Source organism: Actinacidiphila acididurans (assembly GCF_016918855.1).
GTDB classification, from domain to species: domain Bacteria; phylum Actinomycetota; class Actinomycetes; order Streptomycetales; family Streptomycetaceae; genus Actinacidiphila; species Actinacidiphila acididurans.
Genome location: NZ_JADKYB010000012.1, coordinates 136,358 through 159,125 on the forward strand (window position 1 = coordinate 136,358; position 22,768 = coordinate 159,125).

General features: G+C 72.8%; 20 protein-coding genes. 13 read left to right on the forward strand and 7 right to left on the reverse strand.

What is annotated here, in order from left to right:
* Nucleotides 1-152: 152 nt before the first annotated feature.
* The 5 genes from ITX44_RS22540 to ITX44_RS22560 all read left to right on the forward strand — a co-directional run bounded on the left by ITX44_RS22540 (nt 153) and on the right by ITX44_RS22560 (nt 5,602).
* Complete coding sequence (locus tag ITX44_RS22540) at nt 153-926, forward strand: ABC transporter ATP-binding protein (protein ID WP_205359256.1); 774 nt, start codon at nt 153-155, stop codon at nt 924-926.
* A gap of 56 nt (nt 927-982) precedes the next feature.
* Complete coding sequence (locus ITX44_RS22545) at nt 983-3,520, forward strand: DUF4118 domain-containing protein (RefSeq protein WP_205359130.1); 2,538 nt, start codon at nt 983-985, stop codon at nt 3,518-3,520.
* Between the two features lie 115 nt (nt 3,521-3,635).
* Nucleotides 3,636-4,319, forward strand: a complete 684-nt coding sequence (locus tag ITX44_RS22550; protein WP_205359257.1) for a response regulator — start codon at nt 3,636-3,638, stop codon at nt 4,317-4,319.
* A gap of 143 nt (nt 4,320-4,462) precedes the next feature.
* Nucleotides 4,463-4,861: an OB-fold nucleic acid binding domain-containing protein gene (locus tag ITX44_RS22555; RefSeq protein WP_205359131.1), complete on the forward strand. Its 399-nt coding sequence runs from the start codon at nt 4,463-4,465 to the stop codon at nt 4,859-4,861.
* A gap of 3 nt (nt 4,862-4,864) precedes the next feature.
* Nucleotides 4,865-5,602: a DUF3159 domain-containing protein gene (locus ITX44_RS22560; protein ID WP_205359132.1), complete on the forward strand. Its 738-nt coding sequence runs from the start codon at nt 4,865-4,867 to the stop codon at nt 5,600-5,602.
* A 65-nt stretch (nt 5,603-5,667) separates the two neighbouring features.
* Here ITX44_RS22560 and ITX44_RS22565 read toward each other — a convergent pair whose 3' ends face one another.
* Nucleotides 5,668-6,372: a potassium channel family protein gene (locus ITX44_RS22565; protein ID WP_205359133.1), complete on the reverse strand. Its 705-nt coding sequence runs from the start codon at nt 6,370-6,372 to the stop codon at nt 5,668-5,670.
* Nucleotides 6,369-7,037: a potassium channel family protein gene (locus ITX44_RS22570; protein WP_205359134.1), complete on the reverse strand. Its 669-nt coding sequence runs from the start codon at nt 7,035-7,037 to the stop codon at nt 6,369-6,371. Before ITX44_RS22570 ends, ITX44_RS22565 begins: the two co-directional genes overlap by 4 nt.
* Before the next feature lie 225 nt (nt 7,038-7,262).
* Here ITX44_RS22570 and ITX44_RS22575 point away from each other — a divergent pair, with 225 nt between their 5' ends.
* From ITX44_RS22575 to ITX44_RS22590, 4 genes are all read left to right on the forward strand, one after another.
* Entirely contained in the window at nt 7,263-9,413 is a 2,151-nt protein-coding gene (locus ITX44_RS22575; protein WP_205359135.1) for an APC family permease, read from the forward strand.
* Nucleotides 9,414-9,489: 76 nt separating this feature from the next.
* Nucleotides 9,490-10,818, forward strand: a complete 1,329-nt coding sequence (locus tag ITX44_RS22580; RefSeq protein ID WP_205359136.1) for a class I SAM-dependent RNA methyltransferase — start codon at nt 9,490-9,492, stop codon at nt 10,816-10,818.
* A 101-nt stretch (nt 10,819-10,919) separates the two neighbouring features.
* Nucleotides 10,920-11,915 (forward strand): NADPH:quinone oxidoreductase family protein, encoded by a 996-nt coding sequence (locus ITX44_RS22585; protein ID WP_236061299.1) that lies wholly within the window; start codon nt 10,920-10,922, stop codon nt 11,913-11,915.
* 125 nt (nt 11,916-12,040) lie between these two features.
* On the forward strand, nt 12,041-13,678 hold the full coding sequence (locus ITX44_RS22590; RefSeq protein ID WP_236061301.1) for an FAD-dependent monooxygenase: 1,638 nt from the start codon (nt 12,041-12,043) through the stop codon (nt 13,676-13,678).
* Here ITX44_RS22590 and ITX44_RS22595 read toward each other — a convergent pair.
* Entirely contained in the window at nt 13,656-14,330 is a 675-nt protein-coding gene (locus ITX44_RS22595; RefSeq protein ID WP_307795435.1) for a ScbR family autoregulator-binding transcription factor, read from the reverse strand. The two genes, ITX44_RS22590 and ITX44_RS22595, sit on opposite strands and share 23 nt — an antisense overlap.
* A 136-nt stretch (nt 14,331-14,466) precedes the next feature.
* Between ITX44_RS22595 and ITX44_RS22600 the strand changes: the two genes are divergently transcribed.
* Nucleotides 14,467-15,336, forward strand: coding sequence for an NAD(P)H-binding protein (locus ITX44_RS22600; protein WP_205359138.1), 870 nt, complete (start codon nt 14,467-14,469; stop codon nt 15,334-15,336).
* A 21-nt stretch (nt 15,337-15,357) separates the two neighbouring features.
* On the opposite strand, the gene ITX44_RS22605 is transcribed toward ITX44_RS22600, so the two are convergent.
* Nucleotides 15,358-16,365 (reverse strand): ScbA/BarX family gamma-butyrolactone biosynthesis protein, encoded by a 1,008-nt coding sequence (locus ITX44_RS22605; protein WP_205359139.1) that lies wholly within the window; start codon nt 16,363-16,365, stop codon nt 15,358-15,360.
* 520 nt (nt 16,366-16,885) lie between these two features.
* Between ITX44_RS22605 and ITX44_RS22610 the strand changes: the two genes are divergently transcribed.
* A complete protein-coding gene (locus ITX44_RS22610) occupies nt 16,886-17,578 on the forward strand; it encodes a ScbR family autoregulator-binding transcription factor (protein ID WP_205359140.1) in 693 nt (230 codons plus the stop codon).
* Nucleotides 17,579-17,862: 284 nt separating this feature from the next.
* Entirely contained in the window at nt 17,863-18,558 is a 696-nt protein-coding gene (locus tag ITX44_RS22615) for a response regulator transcription factor (protein ID WP_236061304.1), read from the forward strand.
* A 61-nt stretch (nt 18,559-18,619) separates the two neighbouring features.
* Here ITX44_RS22615 and ITX44_RS22620 read toward each other — a convergent pair whose 3' ends face one another.
* On the reverse strand, nt 18,620-19,828 hold the full coding sequence (locus ITX44_RS22620; RefSeq protein WP_205359142.1) for an MFS transporter: 1,209 nt from the start codon (nt 19,826-19,828) through the stop codon (nt 18,620-18,622).
* Nucleotides 19,829-19,892: 64 nt separating this feature from the next.
* Between ITX44_RS22620 and ITX44_RS22625 the strand changes: the two genes are divergently transcribed.
* A complete protein-coding gene (locus ITX44_RS22625; protein ID WP_205359143.1) occupies nt 19,893-20,297 on the forward strand; it encodes a MerR family transcriptional regulator in 405 nt (134 codons plus the stop codon).
* Between the two features lie 84 nt (nt 20,298-20,381).
* Here ITX44_RS22625 and ITX44_RS22630 read toward each other — a convergent pair whose 3' ends face one another.
* Both ITX44_RS22630 and ITX44_RS22635 read right to left on the reverse strand, forming a co-directional pair.
* Nucleotides 20,382-21,308 carry a fumarylacetoacetate (FAA) hydrolase gene (locus ITX44_RS22630; protein WP_205359144.1) on the reverse strand — a complete coding sequence of 309 codons (927 nt, stop codon included), beginning with the start codon at nt 21,306-21,308 and terminating at the stop codon, nt 20,382-20,384.
* A 123-nt stretch (nt 21,309-21,431) separates the two neighbouring features.
* A complete protein-coding gene (locus ITX44_RS22635; protein WP_205359145.1) occupies nt 21,432-22,700 on the reverse strand; it encodes a pyridoxal phosphate-dependent aminotransferase in 1,269 nt (422 codons plus the stop codon).
* Nucleotides 22,701-22,768 lie beyond the last annotated feature (68 nt).

The window sequence follows — 22,768 nt, forward strand, 5'->3', positions numbered from 1 at the left end:
CGGACCGCGGCGCCGCTCGCGTCGCCTCGTCGACCATTGCACCGGCCACCCGGTCGCCGATACGTTTCGGTGGCCGGGTGATCTTTTCGGTCGTTTCGACCGGGTGGTCCTTCGCCGGCAGGGGCGGGAAGGGGGGAGCGGTGAGCGAGGACATGCGGGTGGGTGAGGGCGCGGTGGCCGAGGACATGGTGGTCGCCGACGGCCTGCACCGTACCTACGGCAGCGGGCAGACGGCCGTGCACGCGCTGCGCGGGGTGTCCTTCACCGTACGGCGCGGGGAGCTGGTCGCCCTCAAGGGCCGGTCCGGCTCGGGCAAGACCACCCTGCTGAACCTGGTCGGCGGCCTGGACGCGCCCGACGCGGGCACCGTGCGCATCGACGGCACCGATCCGGCGGCGCTCGGCGAGGAGGAGCGGCTGGCGCTGCGCCGGGACCGGATCGGCTTCGTCTTCCAGTCCTTCGGCCTGATCCCGATCCTGACCGCCGCCGAGAACGTGGGCGTGCCGATGCGGCTGCGCAAGGTCCCGGCGCGTGAGCGGGAGGCCCGGGTCGAGCTGCTGCTCTCCCTGGTCGGCCTGGCCGGTCACGCGGCCCAGCGCCCCACCGAGCTGTCCGGCGGCCAGCAGCAGCGGGTCGCCATCGCCCGCGCCCTGGCCAACCGCCCGCTGCTGCTGATCGCCGACGAACCCACGGGCCAGCTCGACGCCGACACCGGCCTGGCCGTGATGGAACTCCTGCGCGCCGTGGTCCGCTCCGAACACGTCACCGCCCTGGTCGCCACCCACGATCCCCAGCTCCTCACCCTCGCCGACCGTGTCCTGGAACTGCGCGACGGCGTCGTGACCTCCGACGACGCCCGGGGCACGGCACCCGCCGCGCCGGACGGCTCCGGGGGCCCGGGAGGCGTCAAGACGCCGTCAAGGTGAGCCCGGCCGGAGTAGGCTGTCCGATTTGTTCGGTTCGGTCGTTCTAAGGTCAAGGCATGGCACGCGGCACGCTGCGCATATACCTCGGGGCCGCCCCGGGCGTGGGCAAGACCTACGCCATGCTCTCCGAGGCGCACCGGCGCGCCGAGCGCGGGACGGACGTCGTGGTGGGATACGTCGAGCACCATCGCAGGCCGCGCACCGAGGTCATGATGCGCGGCCTCGAGGAGGTACGCCGCCGGGAGACCGAGTACCGCGGCACCGCGCTCACCGAGATGGACGTGGACGCGATACTCCGGCGCCGGCCCGAGGTCGTCGTGGTCGACGAGCTCGCCCACACCAATGTGCCCGGCTCCCGCAATCCCAAGCGCTGGCAGGACGTCGAGGAACTGCTGGAGGCGGGCATCGACGTGGTGTCCAACCTCAACATCCAGCACCTGGAGTCGCTCGGCGACGTGGTGGAGGCCATCACCGGGGTGCGGCAGCGCGAGACCCTGCCGGACGAGGTGGTGCGCCGCGCCGACCAGATCGAGCTGGTCGACATGTCGCCCCAGGCGCTGCGCCGCCGCATGGCGCACGGCAACATCTACGCCTCCGACAAGATCGACGCGGCCCTGTCCAACTACTTCCGGCCCGGCAACCTCACCGCGCTGCGCGAGCTGGCCCTGCTGTGGACCGCCGACCGGGTCGACGAATACCTCCAGCAGTACCGCGCCGACCACCGCATATCCGGCGTCTGGCAGGCCCGCGAACGGATCGTGGTGGGCCTGACCGGCGGACCCGAGGGCCGGACCCTGATCCGCCGGGCCGCCCGGATGGCCACCAAGGGCTCGGGCGGCGAGATCCTGGCCGTGCACATCGTGCGCAGCGACGGCCTGGCCGTCGGCCACAGCCGCGAGCTGGCCGACCAGCGCACCCTGGTGGAGGACCTGGGCGGCACCTTCCACCAGGTGATCGGCGACGACGTGCCCGACGCCCTGCTGGCCTTCGCCCGCGGCGTCAACGCCACCCAGATCGTGCTGGGCACCAGCCGCCGCAAGACCTGGCAGTACGCCCTGGGGCCCGGGGTCGGGAGCACCGTCGCCCGCGAGTCCGGCGACATCGACGTCCACATCGTCACCCACGAGCACGCCGCCAAGGGCCGCGGCCTGCCCGCCGCCCGCGGCGCCAGACTCGGCCGCTCCCGGGTGATCGCGGGCTGGCTGACCGGGGTCGCCGGGCCGGTGCTGCTGACCCTGCTGCTCACCCACTGGCACCCGGGCATCGCCCAGGCCACCGACATGCTGCTGTTCCTGACCCTGACGGTGGCCGCCGCCCTGATCGGCGGGCTGTGGCCGGCCCTGGTCTGCGCGGCGGGCGGTTCGCTGCTGCTGAACTACTTCTTCACCCCGCCCACCCACTCCTTCACCATCGCCCAGCCCGAGAACATCATCGCCATCGTGATCTTCATCGTGGTCGGCGTCGCCGTCGCCTCCGTGGTGGACCTGGCCGCCCGGCGCACCCAGCAGGCGGCCCGGCTCGGCTCGGAGGGGGAGATCCTGTCCTACCTCGCCGGCAGCGTGCTGCGCGGCGACCGCTCGCTGGAGGCGCTGCTGGAACGGGTCCGGGAGACCTTCGGCATGGACTCGGTGGTGCTGCTGGAACGTTCCGGCGAGCACGGCCCCTGGCACTGCGCGGCCTTCGTCGGCGGCACCCCGTGCCTGCGGCCGGAGGAGGCCGACGTGGACGTGCCGGTCAGCGAGCGGCTGTCGCTGGCGCTCACCGGCCGGGTGCTGCCCGCCACCGACCGCCGGGTGCTGTCCGCGTTCGCCGCGCAGGCCGCGGTGGTGCTGGACCGGCAGCGCCTGGCCGACGCCGCCGAGCAGGCCCGCGAACTGGCCGAGGGCAACCGGATCCGTACCGCCCTGCTCGCCGCCGTCTCGCACGACCTGCGCACCCCGCTGGCCGGCATCAAGGCGTCGGTGACCTCGCTCCGCTCGGACGACGTGGCCTGGTCCGCCGAGGACGAGGCCGAACTGCTGGCCGGCATCGAGGACGGCGCCGACCGGCTGGACCACCTGGTCGGCAACCTGCTCGACATGTCCCGGCTGCAGACCGGCACCGTCACCCCGATCATCCGCGAGGCCGGGCTCGAGGAAGTGGTGCCCATGGCGCTGGGCGGGGTGCCCGAGCACAGCGTCACCCTCGACATCCCCGAGGACCTGCCCATGGTCGCCGTCGACCCCGGCCTGCTGGAGCGCGGGGTGGCCAACGTGGTGGAGAACGCCGTCAAGTACAGCCCCGACGGCGACAAGGTGCTGGTGGCCGCGAGCGCGCTCGGCGACCGGGTGGAGGTCCGGGTGGTCGACCGCGGCCCGGGCGTCCCGGAGAGCGCCAAGGAACACATCTTCGAGCCGTTCCAGCGCTACGGCGACGCACCGCGCGGGACCGGCGTCGGGCTGGGCCTGGCGGTGGCCCGCGGCTTCGCCGAGGCCATGGGCGGCACGCTGACCGCGGAGGACACCCCCGGCGGCGGCCTGACCATGGTCTTCACCCTGCGCGCCGCGACCGGCGCCGCCGCCCGACCCGGCCTGCCGGCCACGGCCGTGACATGACCGGCCGTGACATGGCCGGCCGGGGCGCGGGCCGGCGCGCGCGGCCCTGCGCCGGGTACGGCCGCGGCACGGCAGGCGGCGTGAGGACACCATGACGACCGAGAAGAGGACGCCCATGCACCGGGTGCTGGTGGTCGACGACGAGCCGCAGCTCGTCCGGGCCCTGGCCATCAACCTGCGCGCTCGCTCCTACGAGGTGGACGCCGCGCACGACGGCGCCACCGCCCTGCGCATCGCCGCCGCCCGCCATCCCGACGTGGTCGTCCTCGACCTGGGCCTGCCCGACATGGACGGCGTCGAGGTGATCCGCGGGCTGCGCGGCTGGACCCGGGTGCCGATCATCGTGCTGTCCGCCCGCCAGGCGTCCGGGGAGAAGGTCGAGGCGCTGGACGCCGGCGCCGACGACTACGTCACCAAGCCGTTCGGCATGGACGAGCTGCTGGCCCGGCTGCGCGCCGCGGTCCGCCGGGCCACCCCCTCCGGCCCCGAGGACGACGTGGCCACGGTGGACACCGAGACGTTCACCGTGGACCTCGCCGCCAAGAAGGTCAACCGCGGCGGCGCCGACGTCCGGCTGACCCCCACCGAGTGGCACCTGCTGGAGGTTCTGGTGCGCAACCCCGGCCGGCTGGTCGGCCAGCGGCAGCTGCTCCAGGAGGTGTGGGGCCCGGCCTACGGCACCGAGAGCAACTACCTGCGCGTCTACATGGCCCAGCTGCGGCGCAAGCTGGAGGCCGACCCGGCCCGCCCGCGGCACTTCATCACCGAGCCGGGGATGGGCTACCGCTTCGAGCCGTAGCGGGCGCGGTGCCCGGGGCCGCCGCGGTGCCCGGGCCGGTTGCGGGGCCGCGGCCGCCCGCGGGCGGCGGACCGAATCCGTTCGTCCACAGGCCGCGCCCCGGGACCACCGCCGTCCGGGGTCCGGCCGGTACCCTTGCAGACATGAGTGGTGCCGTACGCCCCGACCGGCCCGCGGGCCGTTTCCGCCGCATGCTCGACCGGCTGTCCTCCTCGCCCGAGGAGCTGCACTCCGAGGAGCTGCGGCAGGAGGCGCTGGCCACCGGGTGCACCCGGATCAGCGACTGCACCGATCGTGATGTCGTGACCGTTACGGGTACGCTGCGTACGGTCACCCTCCGTCCCCGGGCGGGCGTGCCCGCGCTGGAAGCCGAAATGTTCGACGGGTCCGCCGCGCTCGACGTGGTGTGGCTGGGCCGCCGGAGCATCACGGGCATAGAGCCCGGCCGCCGCATCTTCGCCACCGGCCGGATCTCGATGAACCGGGGCCGTCCGGTGCTGTTCAACCCCAAGTACGAACTGCGTCCGGTCGGACAGGAGTGACAGGTGGCGTCGACCCCCAAGCAGACCCCCGTACAGGACGGTCAGCACGATCCGGAGCAGCCGGACGCGACGGCCAGGGCCGTCACCGAGGCAGCGCTCTTCGAGGCGTTCGGCGGGGTCCGCGGCATGGTGGAGACCACCGTCCCGGGCCTGATCTTCGTGGCGATCTACACCGCCGACCACGACATCAAGATCTCCGCGCTGGCCGCTCTCGCGCTGTCGGTCGTGATGGGCGCGGCGCGGCTGGCGCAGCGCGACACCCTCAAGCACGCCTTCAGCGGGATCTTCGGCGTCGCCTTCGGCGCGGTCTTCGCGATGATGTCGGGCAACGCCAAGAACTTCTACCTGCCCGGCATGCTCTACACCCTCGGCCTGGCCGTGGCCTACATCGTCTCGGCCGCCGCCGGCTTCCCGCTGCTCGGCCTGATCCTGGGCCCGGTGTTCCGGGAGAACCTGTCCTGGCGCAAGCGCAACCCGGGCCGGCTGAAGGCGTACACCAAGGCGAGCTGGGCCTGGGGCCTGATCCTGCTGGCCAAGTCGGCCATCCTCTTCCCGCTCTACTGGTGGGGGAACGCCACCCAGCTCGGCTGGGTCAAGGTCGCGCTCGGCATCCCGCCCTTCCTGCTGTCGGTCTACCTCACCTGGATCTTCCTGGTGAAGGCGCCGCCGCCGATCGACGTGATCGCGGAGATGGAGGAAGCGGAGAAGGCGGAGAAGGCCCGCGCCTCCTCCGCCTCCTGACCGGCGACTTCCCGAGCTGAGTTCGGCGGCTCGCCCCGGCCTCGGCCCCGGCCTCTTTCCTGGGCTCAGCTCTCCTCGGCCTCGGTGGTCGGCTCCGCTGCGTCCTTTCCGTCCTGGAGCGACAGCAGGTCCTCCAGCTGCTCCTCGCGGTGCGGGGCCGCCACGAACAGCAGCTCGTCCCCGGCCTCCAGCGCGTCGTCCTTGGACGGCGTCAGCACCCGGTTGCCGCGGATGATCGTCACCAGCGACGTGTCGGTGGGCCAGCTCACATCACCCACCCGGGTGCCGACCAGTGCCGCCTCCTGCGGCAGGGTCAGCTCCACCAGGTTCGCGTCGCCCTGGCTGAAGCGCAGCAGCCGCACCAGGTCGCCGACGCTCACCGCCTCCTCGACCAGCGCCGACATCAGCCGCGGGGTGGACACGGCCACGTCCACGCCCCAGGACTCGTTGAACAGCCACTCGTTCTTGGGGTTGTTCACCCGGGCCACCACGCGCGGCACCCCGTACTCGGTCTTGGCCAGCAGCGACACCACCAGGTTGACCTTGTCGTCCCCGGTGGCGGCGATCACCACGTTGCAGCGCTGCAGCGCCGCCTCGTCCAGCGAGGTGATCTCGCAGGCGTCCGCGAGCAGCCACTCGGCCTGCGGCACCCGCTCCACCGAGATGGAGGTCGGGTTCTTGTCGACCAGCAGCACCTCGTGGCCGTTCTCCAGCAGCTCGGCCGCGATCGACCGGCCGACCGCGCCCGCCCCGGCAATGGCGACCCTCATGAGCGCGCCTCCTCGGGACCCTTGGCGAACGCCGCCTCGACGTCGGACACCCCGTCCGTGCGCATCATCACATGCACCAGGTCACCTTCCTGGAGCACGGTCTGCGACGTCGGCAGCATCGCCTCGCCGAGCCGGGTGAGAAATGCCACCCGCACTCCGGTCTCCTCCTGCAGCCGGCTGACCTTGTGCCCGATCCAGGCGGGCGAGGTGTGCACCTCGGCGAGCTGCACCCCGCCGCTGGGGTCGCGCCACAGCGGCTCCGCGCCCGACGGCAGCAGCCGCCGCAGCATCTGGTCGGCGGTCCAGCGCACCGTGGCCACCGTGGGGATGCCCAGCCGCTGGTAGACCTCGGCGCGCCGCGGGTCGTAGATCCGGGCCGCCACGTTCTCGATGCCGAACATCTCCCGGGCCACCCGGGCGGCGATGATGTTGGAGTTGTCCCCGCTGCTGACGGCGGCGAAGGCGCCCGCCTCCTCGATTCCGGCCTCGCGCAATGTGTCCTGGTCGAACCCGACTCCGGTCACCCGGCGTCCCCCGAACCCGGCCCCCAGGCGGCGGAACGCCGTCGGGTCCTGGTCGATCACCGCGACCGTATGCCCTTGCTGTTCGAGGGAGTGCGCAAGAGTGGACCCCACTCGACCGCACCCCATAATCACGACGTGCACGACCGTCCTTCCGGCTGTGATTCCTCAGTGCCACCGCCCGCCGCGGGGTGTGCGACGAGAGCTGCCCGAGACCGACCTTTCGGCACCTTTCGGCGCACTCAGCGTCTCAGACCGCGGCCAAAGCTACACACGCGCGGCGCGGCGCAGAAGGTTGCCACAGTGCCCCGGGGTCCGGTCCGTGCAGGGGGGCCTCCGGACATCTTGACGATCCCTTAACATCGCGGGGTGTCCAAACTGACCGACGTGCCGAAACGGATCCTCATCGGCCGGGCGCTGCGCAGCGACAAACTGGGCGAAACTCTCCTGCCCAAGCGGCTGGCCCTGCCCGTTTTCGCGTCCGACCCGCTGTCCTCGGTCGCGTACGCGCCGGGCGAGGTCCTGCTCGTGCTGTCGATCGCGGGCGCGTCGGCGTACCACTTCAGCCCGTGGATCGCGGTCGCGGTCGTGGTGCTGATGTTCACCGTGGTCGCCTCCTACCGGCAGAACGTGCACGCATACCCATCCGGCGGCGGCGACTACGAGGTGGCCACCACCAACCTGGGCCCGCGGGCCGGGCTGACCGTCGCCAGCGCGCTGCTGGTGGACTACGTGCTCACGGTGGCCGTGTCGGTCGCCTCCGGCATCGAGAACCTGGGTTCGGCCGTCCCGTTCTTCGTCACCCACAAGGTGCTCGGCGCCGTCGGCATGATCGTGATCCTCATGCTGATGAACCTGCGCGGGGTGCGCGAATCCGGCACGATCTTCGCCATCCCGACCTACGCCTTCGTCTTCGGCGTGTTCTGCATGATCGCCTGGGGCATCTTCCGGATCGCCACCGGCCACGACATGCACGCCCCGACCGCCGGGCTGACCGTCCACGCCGAATCCTCCGGGATCGGCGGCTTCGCACTGGTCTTCCTGCTGCTACGGGCGTTCTCCTCCGGCTGCGCGGCACTCACCGGCGTGGAGGCGATCAGCAACGGCGTGCCCGCCTTCCGCAAGCCCAAGTCCCGCAACGCGGCCAACACGCTGGCCATGATGGGCCTGCTGGCCGTCACCATGTTCTGCGGGATCATCGCGCTGGCCATGAACACCGGCGTACGGATGGCCGAGAATCCGGCCACCGACCTGCTGAACCACGGCCGGCCGGTCGGCTCCGGCTTCACCCAGGACCCGGTGATCGCGCAGGTCGCCGAAGCGGTCTTCGGCCACGGCTCGCTGCCGTTCGTCTTCCTGGCCGCGGTGACCGCCCTGGTGCTGTTCCTGGCCGCCAACACCGCCTACAACGGCTTCCCGGTGCTCGGCTCGATCCTCGCCCAGGACCGCTACCTGCCCCGCCAGCTCCACACCCGCGGCGACCGGCTGGCCTTCTCCAACGGCATCGTGCTGCTGGCCGGCTTCGCCGCCGTCCTGGTGTGGATCTACGGCGCCGACTCCACCCGGCTGATCCAGCTCTACATCGTCGGCGTCTTCGTCTCCTTCACCCTCAGTCAGACCGGCATGGTCCGGCACTGGAACCGGCACCTGCGCACCGAGACCGACCAGGCCGCCCGCCGCCGCATGGTCCGCTCCCGGGCGATCAACGCCTTCGGCGCCTTCTTCACCGGCCTGGTGCTGGTGATCGTGCTGCTCACCAAGTTCACCCACGGCGCCTGGGTCGCGGTCGTCGGCATGGTGGTCTTCTACGCCACCATGACCGCGATCCGCCGCCACTACACCCGGGTCGCCGACGAGCTCTCGGCCGGCGACGAGCCCGGCGACGACTACGTGCTGCCCTCCCGGGTGCACTCGATCGTGCTGGTCTCCAAGGTCCACAAGCCCACCCTGCGGGCGCTGTCCTACGCCAAGCTGATGCGCTCGGACTCCCTGGAGGCACTGAGCGTCAACGTCGACCCGGACGACACCCGGGCGCTGCAGGCGGAGTGGCAGCGGCGCGGCATAGACGTGCCGCTGAAGGTCCTCGACTCGCCCTACCGCGAGATCACCCGGCCGATCGTGGACTACGTCAAGGGCCTGCGCCGCGACAGCCCCCGCGACGTGGTCAGCATCTACATCCCGGAGTACGTGGTCGGCCACTGGTACGAGCACCTGCTGCACAACCAGAGCGCGCTGCGGCTCAAGGGCCGGCTGCTGTTCACCACCGGTGTGATGGTCACCTCGGTGCCGTGGCAGCTCGAGTCCTCCGAGCTGGCCCGGGCCCGGGCCAGGCGGCGCGCGGACTGGAACGCGCCCGGCTCGGTCCGGCGCGGCCCGGTGGGCGCGCCGCGCAGGGCGGAGGCCGGGGACGGTGCCGGGACGGGGGCCGGCGTGACCGGTCCGGCAGGCTCCCGGCAGGGCGCCGGCGGACCGCCGCCGTCCCGGGCGGACAGTGCGTCCTCGCGCGGCGACGTAAAATAGTCCGCTGCGACAGTGCACGGTGCGGCCCGACCGGTCGCGCCCCCTCTTCCACGTGCCGCCCAGGAGCAGCCCCGCCATGCAGACCGAACCCGTCCCTTCCCTCGTCGGCCAGGAGTACGAGGTCGAGGTCGGCCAGGTGGCGCACGGCGGCCACTGCGTCGCCCGTACCGAAGCCGGCCAGGTGCTGTTCGTCCGGCACGCGCTGCCCGGTGAGCGGGTGATCGCCCGGGTCACCGAGGGCGAGGAGGGCGCGCGCTTCCTGCGGGCCGACGCGGTACGGATCCTGGAGCCGTCCAGGGACCGGGTCGAGGCGCCCTGCCCGTTCTCCGGGCCCGGCAGGTGCGGCGGCTGCGACTGGCAGCACGCCGCCCCCGGGGCGCAGCGCAGGCTCAAGGCGGTGGTGCTGGCCGAGCAGCTGGCGCGGCTGGCCGGCCTGACCCCCGAGGAGGCCGGCTGGGACGGCACGGTCGAGCCCGCACCCGGCGACAAGGTGGCCCGGGGCCAGGTGCCGGCCTGGCGGACCCGGGTGCAGTACGCCGTGGACCACGAGGGCCGGGCGGGGTTGCGCCGGCACCGGTCGCACGAGGTCGAGGTGATCGACCACTGCATGATCGCCGCGCCCGGGGTGACCGAACTCGGCATCGAGGCCCGGACCTGGCCGCAGATGGCCTCGGTGGAGGCGATCGCGGCCACCGGCTCCAGCGACCGGCAGGTGGTGCTCACGCCGCGTCCCGGCGGGCGGCTGCCCATCGTGGCGCTGGACCGGCCGGTGTCGGTGCAGCGGATCGGCGAGCGGGACCACGCGGTGCACCGGGTGCACGGCCGCCCCTTCGTCCGCGAGGTGGCCGCGGGCCGCACCTGGCGGGTGGGCGACGGCGGCTTCTGGCAGGTGCACCCCAAGGCGGCGGATCTGCTGGTCGAAGCGGTGATGCAGGGGCTGATGCCGCGCCAGGGCGACATGGCGCTGGACCTCTACTGCGGGGTCGGCCTGTTCGCCGGCGCCCTGGGCGAGCGGGTGGGGGAGCGCGGGGCCGTCCTCGGCATCGAATCCGCCCGCCGCGCGGTGGAGGACGCCCGCCACAACCTGCGCGATCTGCCCCGGGTCCGCGTCGAGCAGGGCAAGGTCGAACACGTCCTGCCCCGCACCGGCATCACCGAGGCCGACCTCGTCGTCCTCGACCCGCCCCGCTCCGGCGCCGGCCTCGCCGCCGTCCGCCGGATCGCCGCCCTCGCCCCCCGCCGCATCGCCTACGTCGCCTGCGACCCGGCCGCCCTCGCCCGCGACCTCTCCTACTTCGCCCCCGAGGGCTACCACCCCACCCGCCTGCGCGCCTTCGACCTGTTCCCCTTCACCCACCACATGGAATGCGTGGCCATCCTGGAGCCGGTGCGGAACGGCGCCTGATTCGGCCCTCCCCGGCCGCGCCGGACGGCGGGGGAGACGGTGATCGTCACTATCCTGGGCAAGCCCGACGAACACACTGAACGGACTGGGACGATCGACCAATGAGCGACAGCATCGTGCCCGGCGCCATGCGCGCCTTACGCCAGCCCTCGCTGGGCGGCCCACATCTTCTGGCCCTCGCCACCGACGTGCCGGTACCGGAACCCGGTCCCGGTGAGGTGCTGATCCGCGTGGCCGCCGCCGGCGTCAATCTCGCCGACGTGATGCAGACCCACGGCACGTACGAGGGCGGACCGCAGGCCCCGTACCTGGCCGGCTTCGAGGGGGCCGGCACCGTCGTCGCCCTGGGGCCGCAGGTGGAGCATCTGGCGCTGGGCGACCGGGTGGTCGGGGCCGGTTACGGCGCCTTCGCCGAGTACATGGTGCTGCCGGCCGCGGGCGCCCTGCCGCTTCCGGAGGGATGGAGCGAGGAGCAGGCGCTGGGGATGGTGATCAACTGGGCCACCGCCCTGGCGGCGCTGCGCCTGAGCCGGCTGGCCGCCGAGGAGACCGTGCTGGTCTACGCCGCGGCCGGGGCCGTCGGTCAGGCCGCGGTCCGGCTGGCCAAGCACTACGGCGCCACGGTGCTCGCCTGCGCCTCGCCGGAGAAGCACGACACCGTACGGGCGCTGGGCGCCGACCACGTCATCGACTACCGCACGGCCGACGTCGCGGCGGAGGTCATGCGGCTGACCGACGGCCGAGGCGCCGACGTCGTGCTGGAATCCGTGGGCGGCGAGGTCTTCCGGACCAGTGTCGCCGCGGCCCGCCCGGTCACCGGGCGCGTCGTCGTCTACGGCATGACCGCCGGCGAATCGGCGGTCACCAACCGCGACCTGAACTTCCGTCCGGTGCAGTTGATCGGACTGCACATCGGTGTGCTGGCGCAGAAGGCGCCCCGGCTGATGGGCGAGCTCCTGGAGGAACTGCACGCCCTGATCAAGGCCGGCGTCTACCCGCCGGGCCGCCCCACGGTCTTCGACCTGGCCGAAGGCCCCAAGGCGCTCATGGCGCTCGACGAGGGCACCACCGTGGGCAAGCTCGCGCTCCGGCCCTGACAGCCCCTCAGCAGCCCCCCGGCCCTGCCCCGGTGCCGCACCGCCCTGCCGTCTGGCGCCGCCCGGCCGGCATGCAGCACGATGGCGCTGTCGGGCAGGGCCGTGCGGAGGGCCGGAGGTCGGGGATGCGCGCCGATGTCGTCGTGGTCGGGGGCGGACCGGTGGGTCTCCTGGTGGCGGCGGAACTGAGCGCCCGTGGCGTGGACACCGCGGTCCTCGAGACGCTGCCCGCGGTCTCCGAGCGCCCCAAGGCGACGACGCTGCACGCCCGGGCCGTGCAGTGCCTGACCCGGCGCGGCCACCTGCCGTGGCAGGCGGCCACCGGCGACGGCCCGGACCAGGTGAGCCGGTTCCACTTCGCCGGCATTCCCGCGCTGTCCGTCACCGCTCCGGCCACGGAGCCCGTTCCGCTGCTGAAAACCCGTCAGGCCGACCTGGAGCGGAGCTTCGAGGCCCGGGCCCGCGCTCTGGGCGCACGGGTGTTCCGCGGCCACCGGGTCGTCGCGATGAGCCAGGGGCCGGCCGGGAGCCGGCTGACCGCGCGGGCAGAGCACGGTGAGGCGGTCTGGGAGGCCGACTGGGTGGTGGCGGCGGACGGGGCCAGGAGCACCGTACGGGAACTGGCCGGATTCACCTCCGACGCCTGGCCGGCGACCGTGTCGGCGATGTCGGCGGTGGTGGACCCGCCCGACGACCCGGCCGCCCTGGCCCCGGGATGGCATCACACGCCCCGTGGCTGGATCGTGGTCACGAAAACTCCCGCCGGCGGCGCCCACGTACGGACCCTCGACGCGACCGGGCCGCACCACGACCGGGGCCGGCCGCCGACGGCGGAGGAGTTCCGCGCCGAGGTGGCGCGGATCGCCGGACGCGAGGTCCCGCTCGGCCGTGTGACCGCCGTGGCGCGGTTCAGCGACTTCTCCCGGCTGGCCCATCACTACCGCCGGGACCGGGTCGTGCTCGCGGGGGACGCCGCGCACGTCCACTTCCCGATCGGCGGTCAGGGCCTGACCACCGGTGTGCTGGACGCCATGGCCCTGGGCTGGCGCCTGGCCCTCGTTGCCCGGGGCGCGGCCGGTACGGGCCTGCTCGACGCGTACGCCCACGAGCGCCGCCCCGTCGCACAGCGGATCATCGCCGACACCCGGGCCCAACTCGACCTGATGCGGCCGGAACCCGAGGGGGAACTCGGCAGCGGTCGCCGGCTGATGGCCGAGCTGCTGGAACTGGACGCCGTGCGGCGGCACTTGGCCGCGAAGGTCAGCGGCCAGGACACCGTCGCGCCGCCGCTCACCGACCGCCCGTCGCCGTGGGAGGGCCGCTTCCTGGCGAACATGTCACTGCTGCCGGTGGCGGACCCGGCGGCCGACGACGCGAGCGGCTCGCCGGGCGGGCCCACGGACGTCGTATCCCTGCTGGGGGAGGGCCGGCCGCTGCTGCTGCTCTTCGGAGACGATGACGGCGAAGGTGACGGCTACGGAGATCTCCGCGAGGAAGCCGCGCCGTGGGCCCGGCTGCTGCGCGTCGTGCGGACCGCCTCCGCGGCGCCCCGGACCCCGGACCAGGCGTCGCCCGCGGCGGCCCCGCCGCCGGGCGAGCCGGTCCCAGCCGTACTGCTGCGCCCGGACGGCTACATCGCCTGGACCCCCGGCGCCGGCGGCCTCGCCGAGGCATTGACCGCGTACTTCGGGCCGCCCTGTCCGGCCGGCGCCGCACCGGCCCCGGCGGCCCGGCGCGGGGTCAGTTCACCGGAACCCGCCTGAAGCGGTCCGGCTCGTCGCTGTGCAGAGCCAGGACCTCGGCGAAGACCCGCTCGCCGCGGTCCTCGGACAGGTCGAGCGACGCCAGGACCGGCGCGTGCGCGACGCCGGGCAGCAGATGCCGCATCAGGATGCCGACCCGGGCCGTCAGGTCCGCGTAGTTGCTGTACGCCTGGGACATGGCCTGGATGCCGGCGAAGGAGCCGACCAGGGCCTCCGCGGTCTCCAGGGCCACGACGTGGGGGAACACCTCGCCCTGGCGCTGTGCCGTCTCCAGCAGTTGGCGGCAGGTGTCGGCCCACCGGGCGAACGGACCTTTGCGGTCTATGCTGCCGGCCCGCTGGTCCAGCGTCAGCCGCACACCGGCGCGCGCCATGCAGTCGGTCTGCAGGCGGTAGGCCTGAACCATCACGGTGTCCACCAACTGCTGGAGCTTGCCGGCCCGTTCAGGGGTCGGAAACTGCTCGTCCTGCTCCCGCAGCACACCGTCGGCCAGCGACTCCTTGGACGGGAAGTGGAAGTAGAGGGCGCCCTTGGTCACATCGGCCTCGGCCAGGACGTCGGCGATGGTCGCCGCCTTGTAGCCGTGTTCCTCGAAGACCTTGGCCGCCGCCGCGAGGATGTTCCTCCGTGTCTCGATCGCCCGTTCCTGCACCGCGCGTCTCCCCTTCCATCCGCACCCGTCATCCGCACGAGAAGCGATACCGGCCCGAGAAACCGACCGACCCGTATATTATCGCGAGGTCGCGCCGACAAGGCTTGTCCGATCCGGCCAGGTGACGGAGGGGTGAATGATCCTGCTCACGGGTGTCACCGGGACGATCGGCGCACAGGTGCTGCGCGGTATGCCGCCGGGGGTGCCGGTCCGCGTCCTGGCCCGCGATCCCGCCCGGGTCCCGAGTTCGTCCGCGCAGGTGGAGGCGGTGGCCGGCGACTACGGCGACCCGGCCTCGCTGGCCGCGGCCCTGCGCGGAGTGCGCACCGCGTTCCTGGTCACGGCCCGGGTCGGCGGCGACCACGACGCCGCTTTCGTGGCGGCGGCCCGGGAGGCCGGGGTCCGGCACGTGGTCAAGCTGTCGGCCGCAGCCGTCGAGGACCCGGGGGCGACCGACGCGATCACCGGCTGGCAGCGCGAGAGCGAGGCGCTGCTGCGCGACTCGGGCCTGGCCTGGACGTTCCTGCGCCCGCGCGCGTTCATGTCCAACACGCTGTCCTGGGCCGGATCGGTGCGCGCCGAGGGCGTGGTGCGCGCGCTGTACGGCCGGGCGCCGAACGCCTGCGTGGACCCCCGGGACGTCGCGGCCGTCGCCGTCGCGGCGCTCGTCGAGCCGGGGCACGAGGGCCGTACGCACGTCCTCACCGGACCCGAACCGGTCACCGCCGTCCAGCAGACCGAGGAACTCTCCCGGGTGCTCGGAGTCGGGCTGCGCTTCGAGGAACTGACGGCCGACGCCGCCCGGGCCGCGCTGTACGCCCGGCATCCGCGGTGGCTCGCCGACGCGCTGCTGCACAGCGCCGGGCGGCAGCGGGACGGCGCGAAGGCCCGCGTCACCGACACCGTGGCGCGGGTGACCGGCCGGCCCGCCCGGGCCTTCGCCACCTGGGCCGGCGACCACCGGTCGGCCTTCGCCCCGGCAGGGGGGACGACGGCCGGCCGGTGACGCCGCGGGATGGGGCACCCGTCAGACCGTGACCTGGGCACTGAAGACCGGGCGCCCGTCCTGACTGCCCGTGACCCGTACGGTTCCGCCGGCGCGCCCGCTCGTGCCGGGCGGCGGATACGCCTCGATCACACAGGGGAGGTCCAGTTCGGCGAAGCGGTCGTACGTGCCGGCGATCGCGAGCACCACCGGCGCCGGCCGGTCCAGCACGGCGACGGTGGCCTGGCGAGCGGCCTCCATGAGGACCATCCCCGGGATGTGGTCGATGGGGTGGTCGAACAGCACGGGGTGCCGCACGTCGACCCGTAACTGCCAGCGGCCGTACGCGCCGGCGGGCGAGAGCACCACGTCCAGCGCGCTCTGCCGGCCGACGCCGGCCGGCTCGACCGGGCGCGGCAGCGGCAGCGCCCGCGCGTTCATCCGGTCGCCGCGCATGCGCCGGTACACCTGCGCGGTGACGCAGGTGAACGAGGCGCCGCCGGTCGCGATCGTCTCCCCGTTGCGCCGCAGCACCGTCTCGTAGCGCATCCAGGACAGGGCGGTCCGCCGTCTTTTGACCTCCGCGCAGCGGAACTCCACGGTGAGGTCGGTCGGGGCGCCGCCCACCAGCATCCGGTCGGGACGCGCGGTGAACGACAGGTCGTGCATGAGGAACTGATGGCCCATGGGGACGCCGAGTTCGGCGTGGGCGACGAGGAGACCGCTCTGGCGGATCGTTTCGGCGATCAGCAGGGGGTCGTGGCCGCCGACCGAGTCGGCGTCGTAGAAGGTGTGGCAGCGCGGCCACTGCGCCTGGAGGACGAAGTGCCCCTCGTCCTGCGTCCGCCAGCCGGTCAGCAGCACCTCGGCCACCGCGGACCGGTGCACGTACTCCCGGGGGACGGTCCGGGTGAGGGTTTTCTCCAGCACCGCGGTGACACCTTTGGCCGCTGGCGACCCGCTGAGCGCGGTGGTGCCCCGTAACTCCCCGGGGCGGGCGAAGGCGTCGGCCCGGCGGGTGGGGGTGTCGTGCAGTTCGTTCACGGGCATGCGTGCCCCTTTCTTCGACGGTTGTCGGCGTCGTCGAGGTCCTTGGGTACGGCCCGCGCGCTCCCGCCCGGACCGAGTTTCAAAACGAACTGGGCGGTTTATATTTCACAGGCGGTCAAGGGGAGCGCTAGGCGAAATCAGGAAACATCTGGACGCGATCCCGTACGGCGAAGACCCGCTGGTCCGGCAGGCAGTACCGTTGCAGTCATGTGAACTACCGCCCGCATGGGGGCGATTGCGCAGGTCAGTGGGTGGCCGGGAGTGCACGGTGAACGGCGGGAAGCAGCCGTGGCGGCGTCCGGACTGCCCGGTACCGGGCGCGGCGGTGAACAACATACTACCCATGCGGTATTTTTTGGTAGCACTTCGTGACGGCCGCGGGTACGGTCGCAACAGTGCAGCGTCAGGGGGGACCGGGGGAGCCGGACGGCTGGTGCGCGGGGATGAGCGGGTCCGGTGCGGTGGACGGGGTCGGGTGGCGGAACGGGGCGAACACGGTTCCGCGGGGAGGAGAAACACCATGGTCAAACAGCAACGCGCCGTGCGGACCCGGCAATCGCTCATCCTCGCCGCCGCCCAGGTCTTCGCGGAGGAGGGCTACACCGCCGCCTCGCTGAGCACGGTCAGTGAGGCGGCGGGCGTGAGCACCGGCGCCCTGCACTTCCATTTCCCCAGCAAATGGGCGCTGGCCCAGGCCGTCGAGGAGGCGGCGCTGCGCGCGCTGCACCGGATCACCGGCCGGGTCGGCTCCGGCCCCGGGTCGCCGATGCAGAAACTGGTCGATTCCCTGCACGCGCTTGCCGACGGGCTGACCAGCGACTTCGTGATACAGGCCGGCTTCCGCCTGCACTGCACGGACGGCAGCGGCACCGAGGGGGCGCTGTGGCGGGAGTGGTGGAGCTGGGTGGAACAGACCTTACGGTCTGCAAAAGACGGCGGTGAGCTGGCCTACGGGGTCTGCGTGTACGACGCGACCGCCGCCGTGGTCGCCGCGACGGCCGGTTTCCAGGCACTCGGCGGCACCAATACGTGGTGGCTGTCGGAGCCGTGGGTGACCCGCTTCTGGCAGATGCAACTGCCCGCGCTGGTCGACGCAAGGGTGCTGACCAGGGTGCGCTGTTGGCCGCCCCGGCCCTACCGGGGCCGTCCGAGGCCGCGCGGCGGGGTCGCCGCGACCTTGGCCGATGAACGACGGTCCGTGACCGACGAGTGACTGATCGGGTTGACAAACCGCGCGTTCTGTTTTTTCCTAGGGCTCGGGTCTGACATTCGCATATGCGTGCGCTACCGGTCAGGGACAGCGGCTGGCGTCAGGCCACCGCAGGCGCACGCGTTTGCCGTTCCGGGCGTGTGCCGCCTGTCCGTTCGGCGCTCGCTGCTTCCGGCATGCTGTCCGACCCGGCCGGAAACAGACCTGCTGCAAGGACCGGCAGCGGTCGCCTCGCGGGGCCGCGTCGGCTCATTCCTCAGCCGCCACGGAGTCAAAGGGGAAACATCATGCAGGTACTCGTCGTCGAGCCCTGCGCCGCCACGGCCGAGCGACTCGCAGGTGTCGCCCGGCGCCAGGGCTACGGTGTCCAGACGGCGAGCAGAGGCCAGGAGGCGCTGGAGAAGTACCCGCGCGCCGACCTCGTTCTGCTGAACCTCGCCCTCACGGACATCGACGGCCTGGAGGTGTGCCGGACCATCCGCGCCGCCGGGCACACCCCGATCATCTGCGTCAGCAATCAGGACAGCGCGCTGGACCGGGTGCTGGCCCTGAAGTCCGGTGCCGACGACTGCGTGGTCGACTCCTGCGCCGAGCGGGAGATCATCGCCCGGATCGAGGCGGTGATGCGCCGCACCGGCCGGCTGCACGAGCAGCCGCCCCAGGTGGTCTCGTCGGGACCGCTGCGCATCGACGGCCGGACCCGGGAGGTCCGGGTCGGGGAGCGCCTCGTCGTCGTCACGTCGAAGGAGTTCGAACTCCTCTACGCGCTCGCCGTCAACGCCGAGACGGTGGTGTCCAGAAAGGAACTGATGGCCACGGTGTGGCGGGACAACTGGGCGCAGAGCACCAGAACCATCGACACCCACGTCAGCAGTCTGCGGGCCAAACTCGGTTCGCCCGCCTGGATCCTGACGGTCCGGGGCGTCGGCTACCGGCTGGGGCACGCCGGGACGTCCTCGAGCGCTGTGGGGGCGGCGCCGTGAGGGTGCCCGGAGCCGGGCCCTGACGGCGCCGCCCCGGACCCGGGCGGGGAGTGCGGCGTCGTCAGGCCGTCCGGGCACGGTCGGCGGGGAACCCGTGCTGCCGCGAGGCGAAGACGACGAAGAGAACCGGGCCCAGGAGCACCAGCACGCTCCAGGGGAAGGACTTCGGACCCATGCTGTCCAGCAGGATGCCGCCGACGGCGCCGCCTGCCGACATGAACCCGTTCCAGACGGTGACCAGCAGCGCCTGGCCGGACGCGCCGCCGGCGTCGGTGACCGCGGTCTGCAGCAGGGTGGTGACGCCGCCCCAGCCCAGGCCCCACAGCACCATCGCGACGTAGACGACGGCGTCGTTGCCGGCCAGCAGGCCGAGCAGCAGGGCCCCCGCCGCGAACAGCGCCGTGCTGGTCAGCGTCAGCATGCGCAGCCTGCGGTCGACGTGCGCGCCGACGATCCAGATGCTGACCAGCGAGGCGACGCCGAACACGAGAAGTACCCGGTCGGTGGAGCCCTTCATGTGGTACTCGTCGAGGAACGTCGCGATGTAGGTGTAGAGGATGTTGTGGGCCAGGACGTAGGCCGCCACGACGAACAGCACGGCGACCACGCCCGGCAGCTTCAATGCCCCAAGGATCGGCTCGCGCTTCTCCTGCTTGCTGCCCGGCAGGTCGGGCACGACCGCGGTGATCCAGCCCACCAGCAGCACCCCGAGCCCGGTCACCAGCAGGAAGGTCAGCCGCCAGTCGGCCACGTTGCTGAGGAAGGTGCCCAGCGGGATGCCCAGGGACAGCGCGAGCGGGACGCCGGTCATGGTGACCGCGATGGCCCGGCCCTGCAGATGGGCGGGCGCCAGCCGCAGGGCGTACTCGACCAGCAGGGCCCAGATGAAGCCGGCGGCGACGCCGGCGATGAAGCGGAACACCATGATCAGCGCGTAGCTGCCGGACAGCGCGGTGACCAGGTTGCCGATGGCGATGACGGCCACCGCGCCGAGCAGCAGCGGCTTGCGGCGCCAGCGGGCGGTCAGGGACTGCAGCGGAATGGCGGTGACGGAGGAGGCGATGGCGTAGACCGTCAGGGCCTGCCCCATCGCGGACTCGCTGACCGACAGGTCATGGCCCATGTCGGGCAGCATCCCGGCGGGCAGTGCCTCGGTGAGGATGCCGATGAACGCGGCCGTGGCAAGGGCGAGCAGCGCGTTCCACGGTAAGCGGTCCTGCTTCGGTTCCGCGGCGGAACCGGTCAGTATCTGGGTGTCTGAACTCGTCATGGCTTGTATGCTCAAACCCTTCCATTTATGTGAAGGTCAAGGGATCAGGGGTGGTGTTGATCACATGCGCATCGGGCAGCTGGCGCAACGCACCGGCACCTCGCCACGGTTGCTGCGCTACTACGAGGAGCAGGGACTGCTCGTGGCCGAGCGGTCCGGCAACGGGTATCGCGACTACGACGAGCGCTACGTCGAACGGGTGCGACAGATCAGGGGGTTGCTGGAGTCCGGGCTGCCTACCCGGGTGATCAAGCAGATCCTGCCGTGCATCAGCCAGCCCGGGGCGATCTACGTCTCCGACGCCACGCCGGAGACGATCGCCACGCTGGAGCAGGAGCGGGACCGGATGACCGAGCGCATCCAGTTCCTGGTCCGCAACCGGAACGCCATCGCCGCGTACCTCGACGCCGTACGCAGCACGCGGTCCGAGGACATCGGGTCCGACAGCGTCGGAGCGGCCGCCGAATAGGGCCGGCCGCCGGACAGGACCACGCGTCGCGGTTCCGGGCAGCCGATGCCGCCCGGAACCGGGACCCCGCCAAGTGCCGTTCGGTCAGCCGGAGTAGGCCGGGGTGACCGGCTTGGCCCAGCGGACCGGGTTGGAGAGCACCACGCCGTGGCTGGTGAACTCCAGCGTGATCCGGTCCTCGTCGGCGATGCGGAACCCGGCGTGCCAGCTCGCCTTGTCGGAGCCGAGCAGCAGGTAGCTCACCAGGCCCGGCTTGTGCAGCGCGGGGTAGGACAGCAGGTTCTCGACCATGTCCGGCACCCGGTGGTAGATGCCGTCCGAACCCGCCGTGAACGGCCCCTCCCAGGCGATCTGCCCGCCGCGCTCGATGACGATCCGGCCGCTCGCGTCCGCCGGGGGCTCGTCCAGGAACAGCCAGGGCGTCATGGAGGTGTCGCAGAGCTTGGCGTACGGCGTCCAGCCCCAGGGGTTCTGCTGGTGCAGGCCGATGTCGTTGAGGTCGTTGGCGAAGGTGTACCCGGCGTAGTGCGGCAGGCCCTCGGCGTCGTTGGCGAAGACCAGCGCGACCTCCGGCTCCTCCAGCAGGGCCACCGAGGAGGCGGGCACGGTCAGGGTCTCGCCGGGCATCCGGGTCCACGAACCGAAGCCCTTGATGAGCCAGTTGGGGGCACGGAACGGCTCGTCGGGGGCCGGCGCCCTGTCGAACTTGGAGCGGTGCGTGCCCATGAAGCCGGTCAGCAGGGAGTTGTTGGTGTCCGTCGGCAGCAGCGGCGGCAGGAAGCGCAGGTCCGGGTCGTCGGCGGCGACGGTGACCGGGGCGCCCCCGGCGGTGACGGCCGCGGCCAGCGACTGCGGGCCGCCGCCGGCGAGCAGGGCCTCCCGCAGCTGTCCCGCGGCCACCGGATACAGGGTCAGCTCGGCACCGTCGGCGGGCAGGCCGGTCCCGGCGTGCCGCACACCGCGGTACTCGCACTCGAAGACGCACGTCGGGACTGAGGACTTGGCGGACATGGCGGGGAAACCTCCTGGGTGGGAGCGCGCCCGGGGCCCGGGACGCGGGGAATCAGCGGTCGGTGTACGGGACGGCGGTCGAGACCGTCACGACGTGGCCCGGCGGACGGGGAACCGGCGCGGTCACCGCGCCAGATCGCCCAGTGCCGCGTCGATCCGTTCCAGTGCCGCGCGGATCCACGGCAGCCGCAGCGGTTCGGGGGCGTCGAGGGCGGCCTGCCGCTCGGTGCGGGTCTCGCCGTACAGCCGGCCGGTCGCGGCCCGTACCCGCAGGGCGTTCGGGTCGTCGCCGAACGCCGAGCCGGGCAGCAGGCCGATCCCGTACCGGTCGGCGAGCAGTTCGGTGAGCGCGTCGCCGTCGCGTACGCCCCACTTGTCGGCGAGGGGTTCGCGCAGCGGCTCGAAATCGGGGTAGAGGTAGCAGGTCGCGCGCACCGGGGCGAGCAGGGCTCCGGTGTCCGTGAACCGCCGGGCGACAGCGCGGGCCACCGCCTGGTGCAGGCGGCGGCCGGCCGCGGCGTACCCGACCACCTCCGGCGGCTCGGCGAAGGCCCAGGCGGCGGCCTCCTGGACGGGCGCCGGCGTGCTGGACCAGATCTGGCTGGCGATGCCGGTCAGCCGGGTGCCGAGCTTGCGGCCCAGCGGCCCGTCGGGCAGCCGCGCCACGCCGATCCGCCAGCCGCCCAGAGCCAGGTTCTTGGACAGCCCGGTGGTGACGACCGTCCGCTCGGGGGCCTCCAGCGCGGGGGAGTGCGCCCGGTCGGCCGGATCGAAGACCAGGTCGGTGTAGATCTCGTCGGAGACGACGACCAGGTCCAGATCGCGGGCCGCCTCGGCCAGTCGGCGCACCGTACCGCGGGAGGGGATCGTGCCGGTCGGGTTGTCGGGCACGGTGACCACCACGCAGCGCGGATCGCGTCCGGCGGCCCGCGCCTTCGCCACCGCCGCACGCAGCGCGTCCGGGTCGGGCACCCCGCCCTCGCCCGGCGGGGTCGGCACCGCGAGCGGCTCCGCCCCGGTCAGCCGGGCCTGCGCGGCGTAGGAGACCCAACTGGGCGCCGGGATCACCACGTCGCCCCCGACGGCGAGCAGCAGGGCGAACAGCAGCGGTTTGCTGCCCGGGCCGCACACCACCTGGTCGGGATCGGTCGGCAGTGAGCGCCGCCCCCAGTAGCCGGCGGCGGCGGTACGCAGGCCGGCGCTTCCGGCGACCGGCCCGTACGCGTTGCGGTCCGCCGCCGCGCCCAGGCGTTCGCGCAACCCGGGCAGGACGGGCAGTCCGATCTCGCCGGAGGCCAGGGACACGACGTGCTCCCCGGCCCGCCGCCTGCGGGCCAGCGCCTCGTCGGCGGCCAGTGTCGCGGACATGGTGACCGCGGGGGGTTCGGGCATGGTGTCTCCCAGTGGTCGGCCGGTGGTGGGCCGGGTGGTGGGCCGGCGGTGTGCGGGTGGTGGTCCGG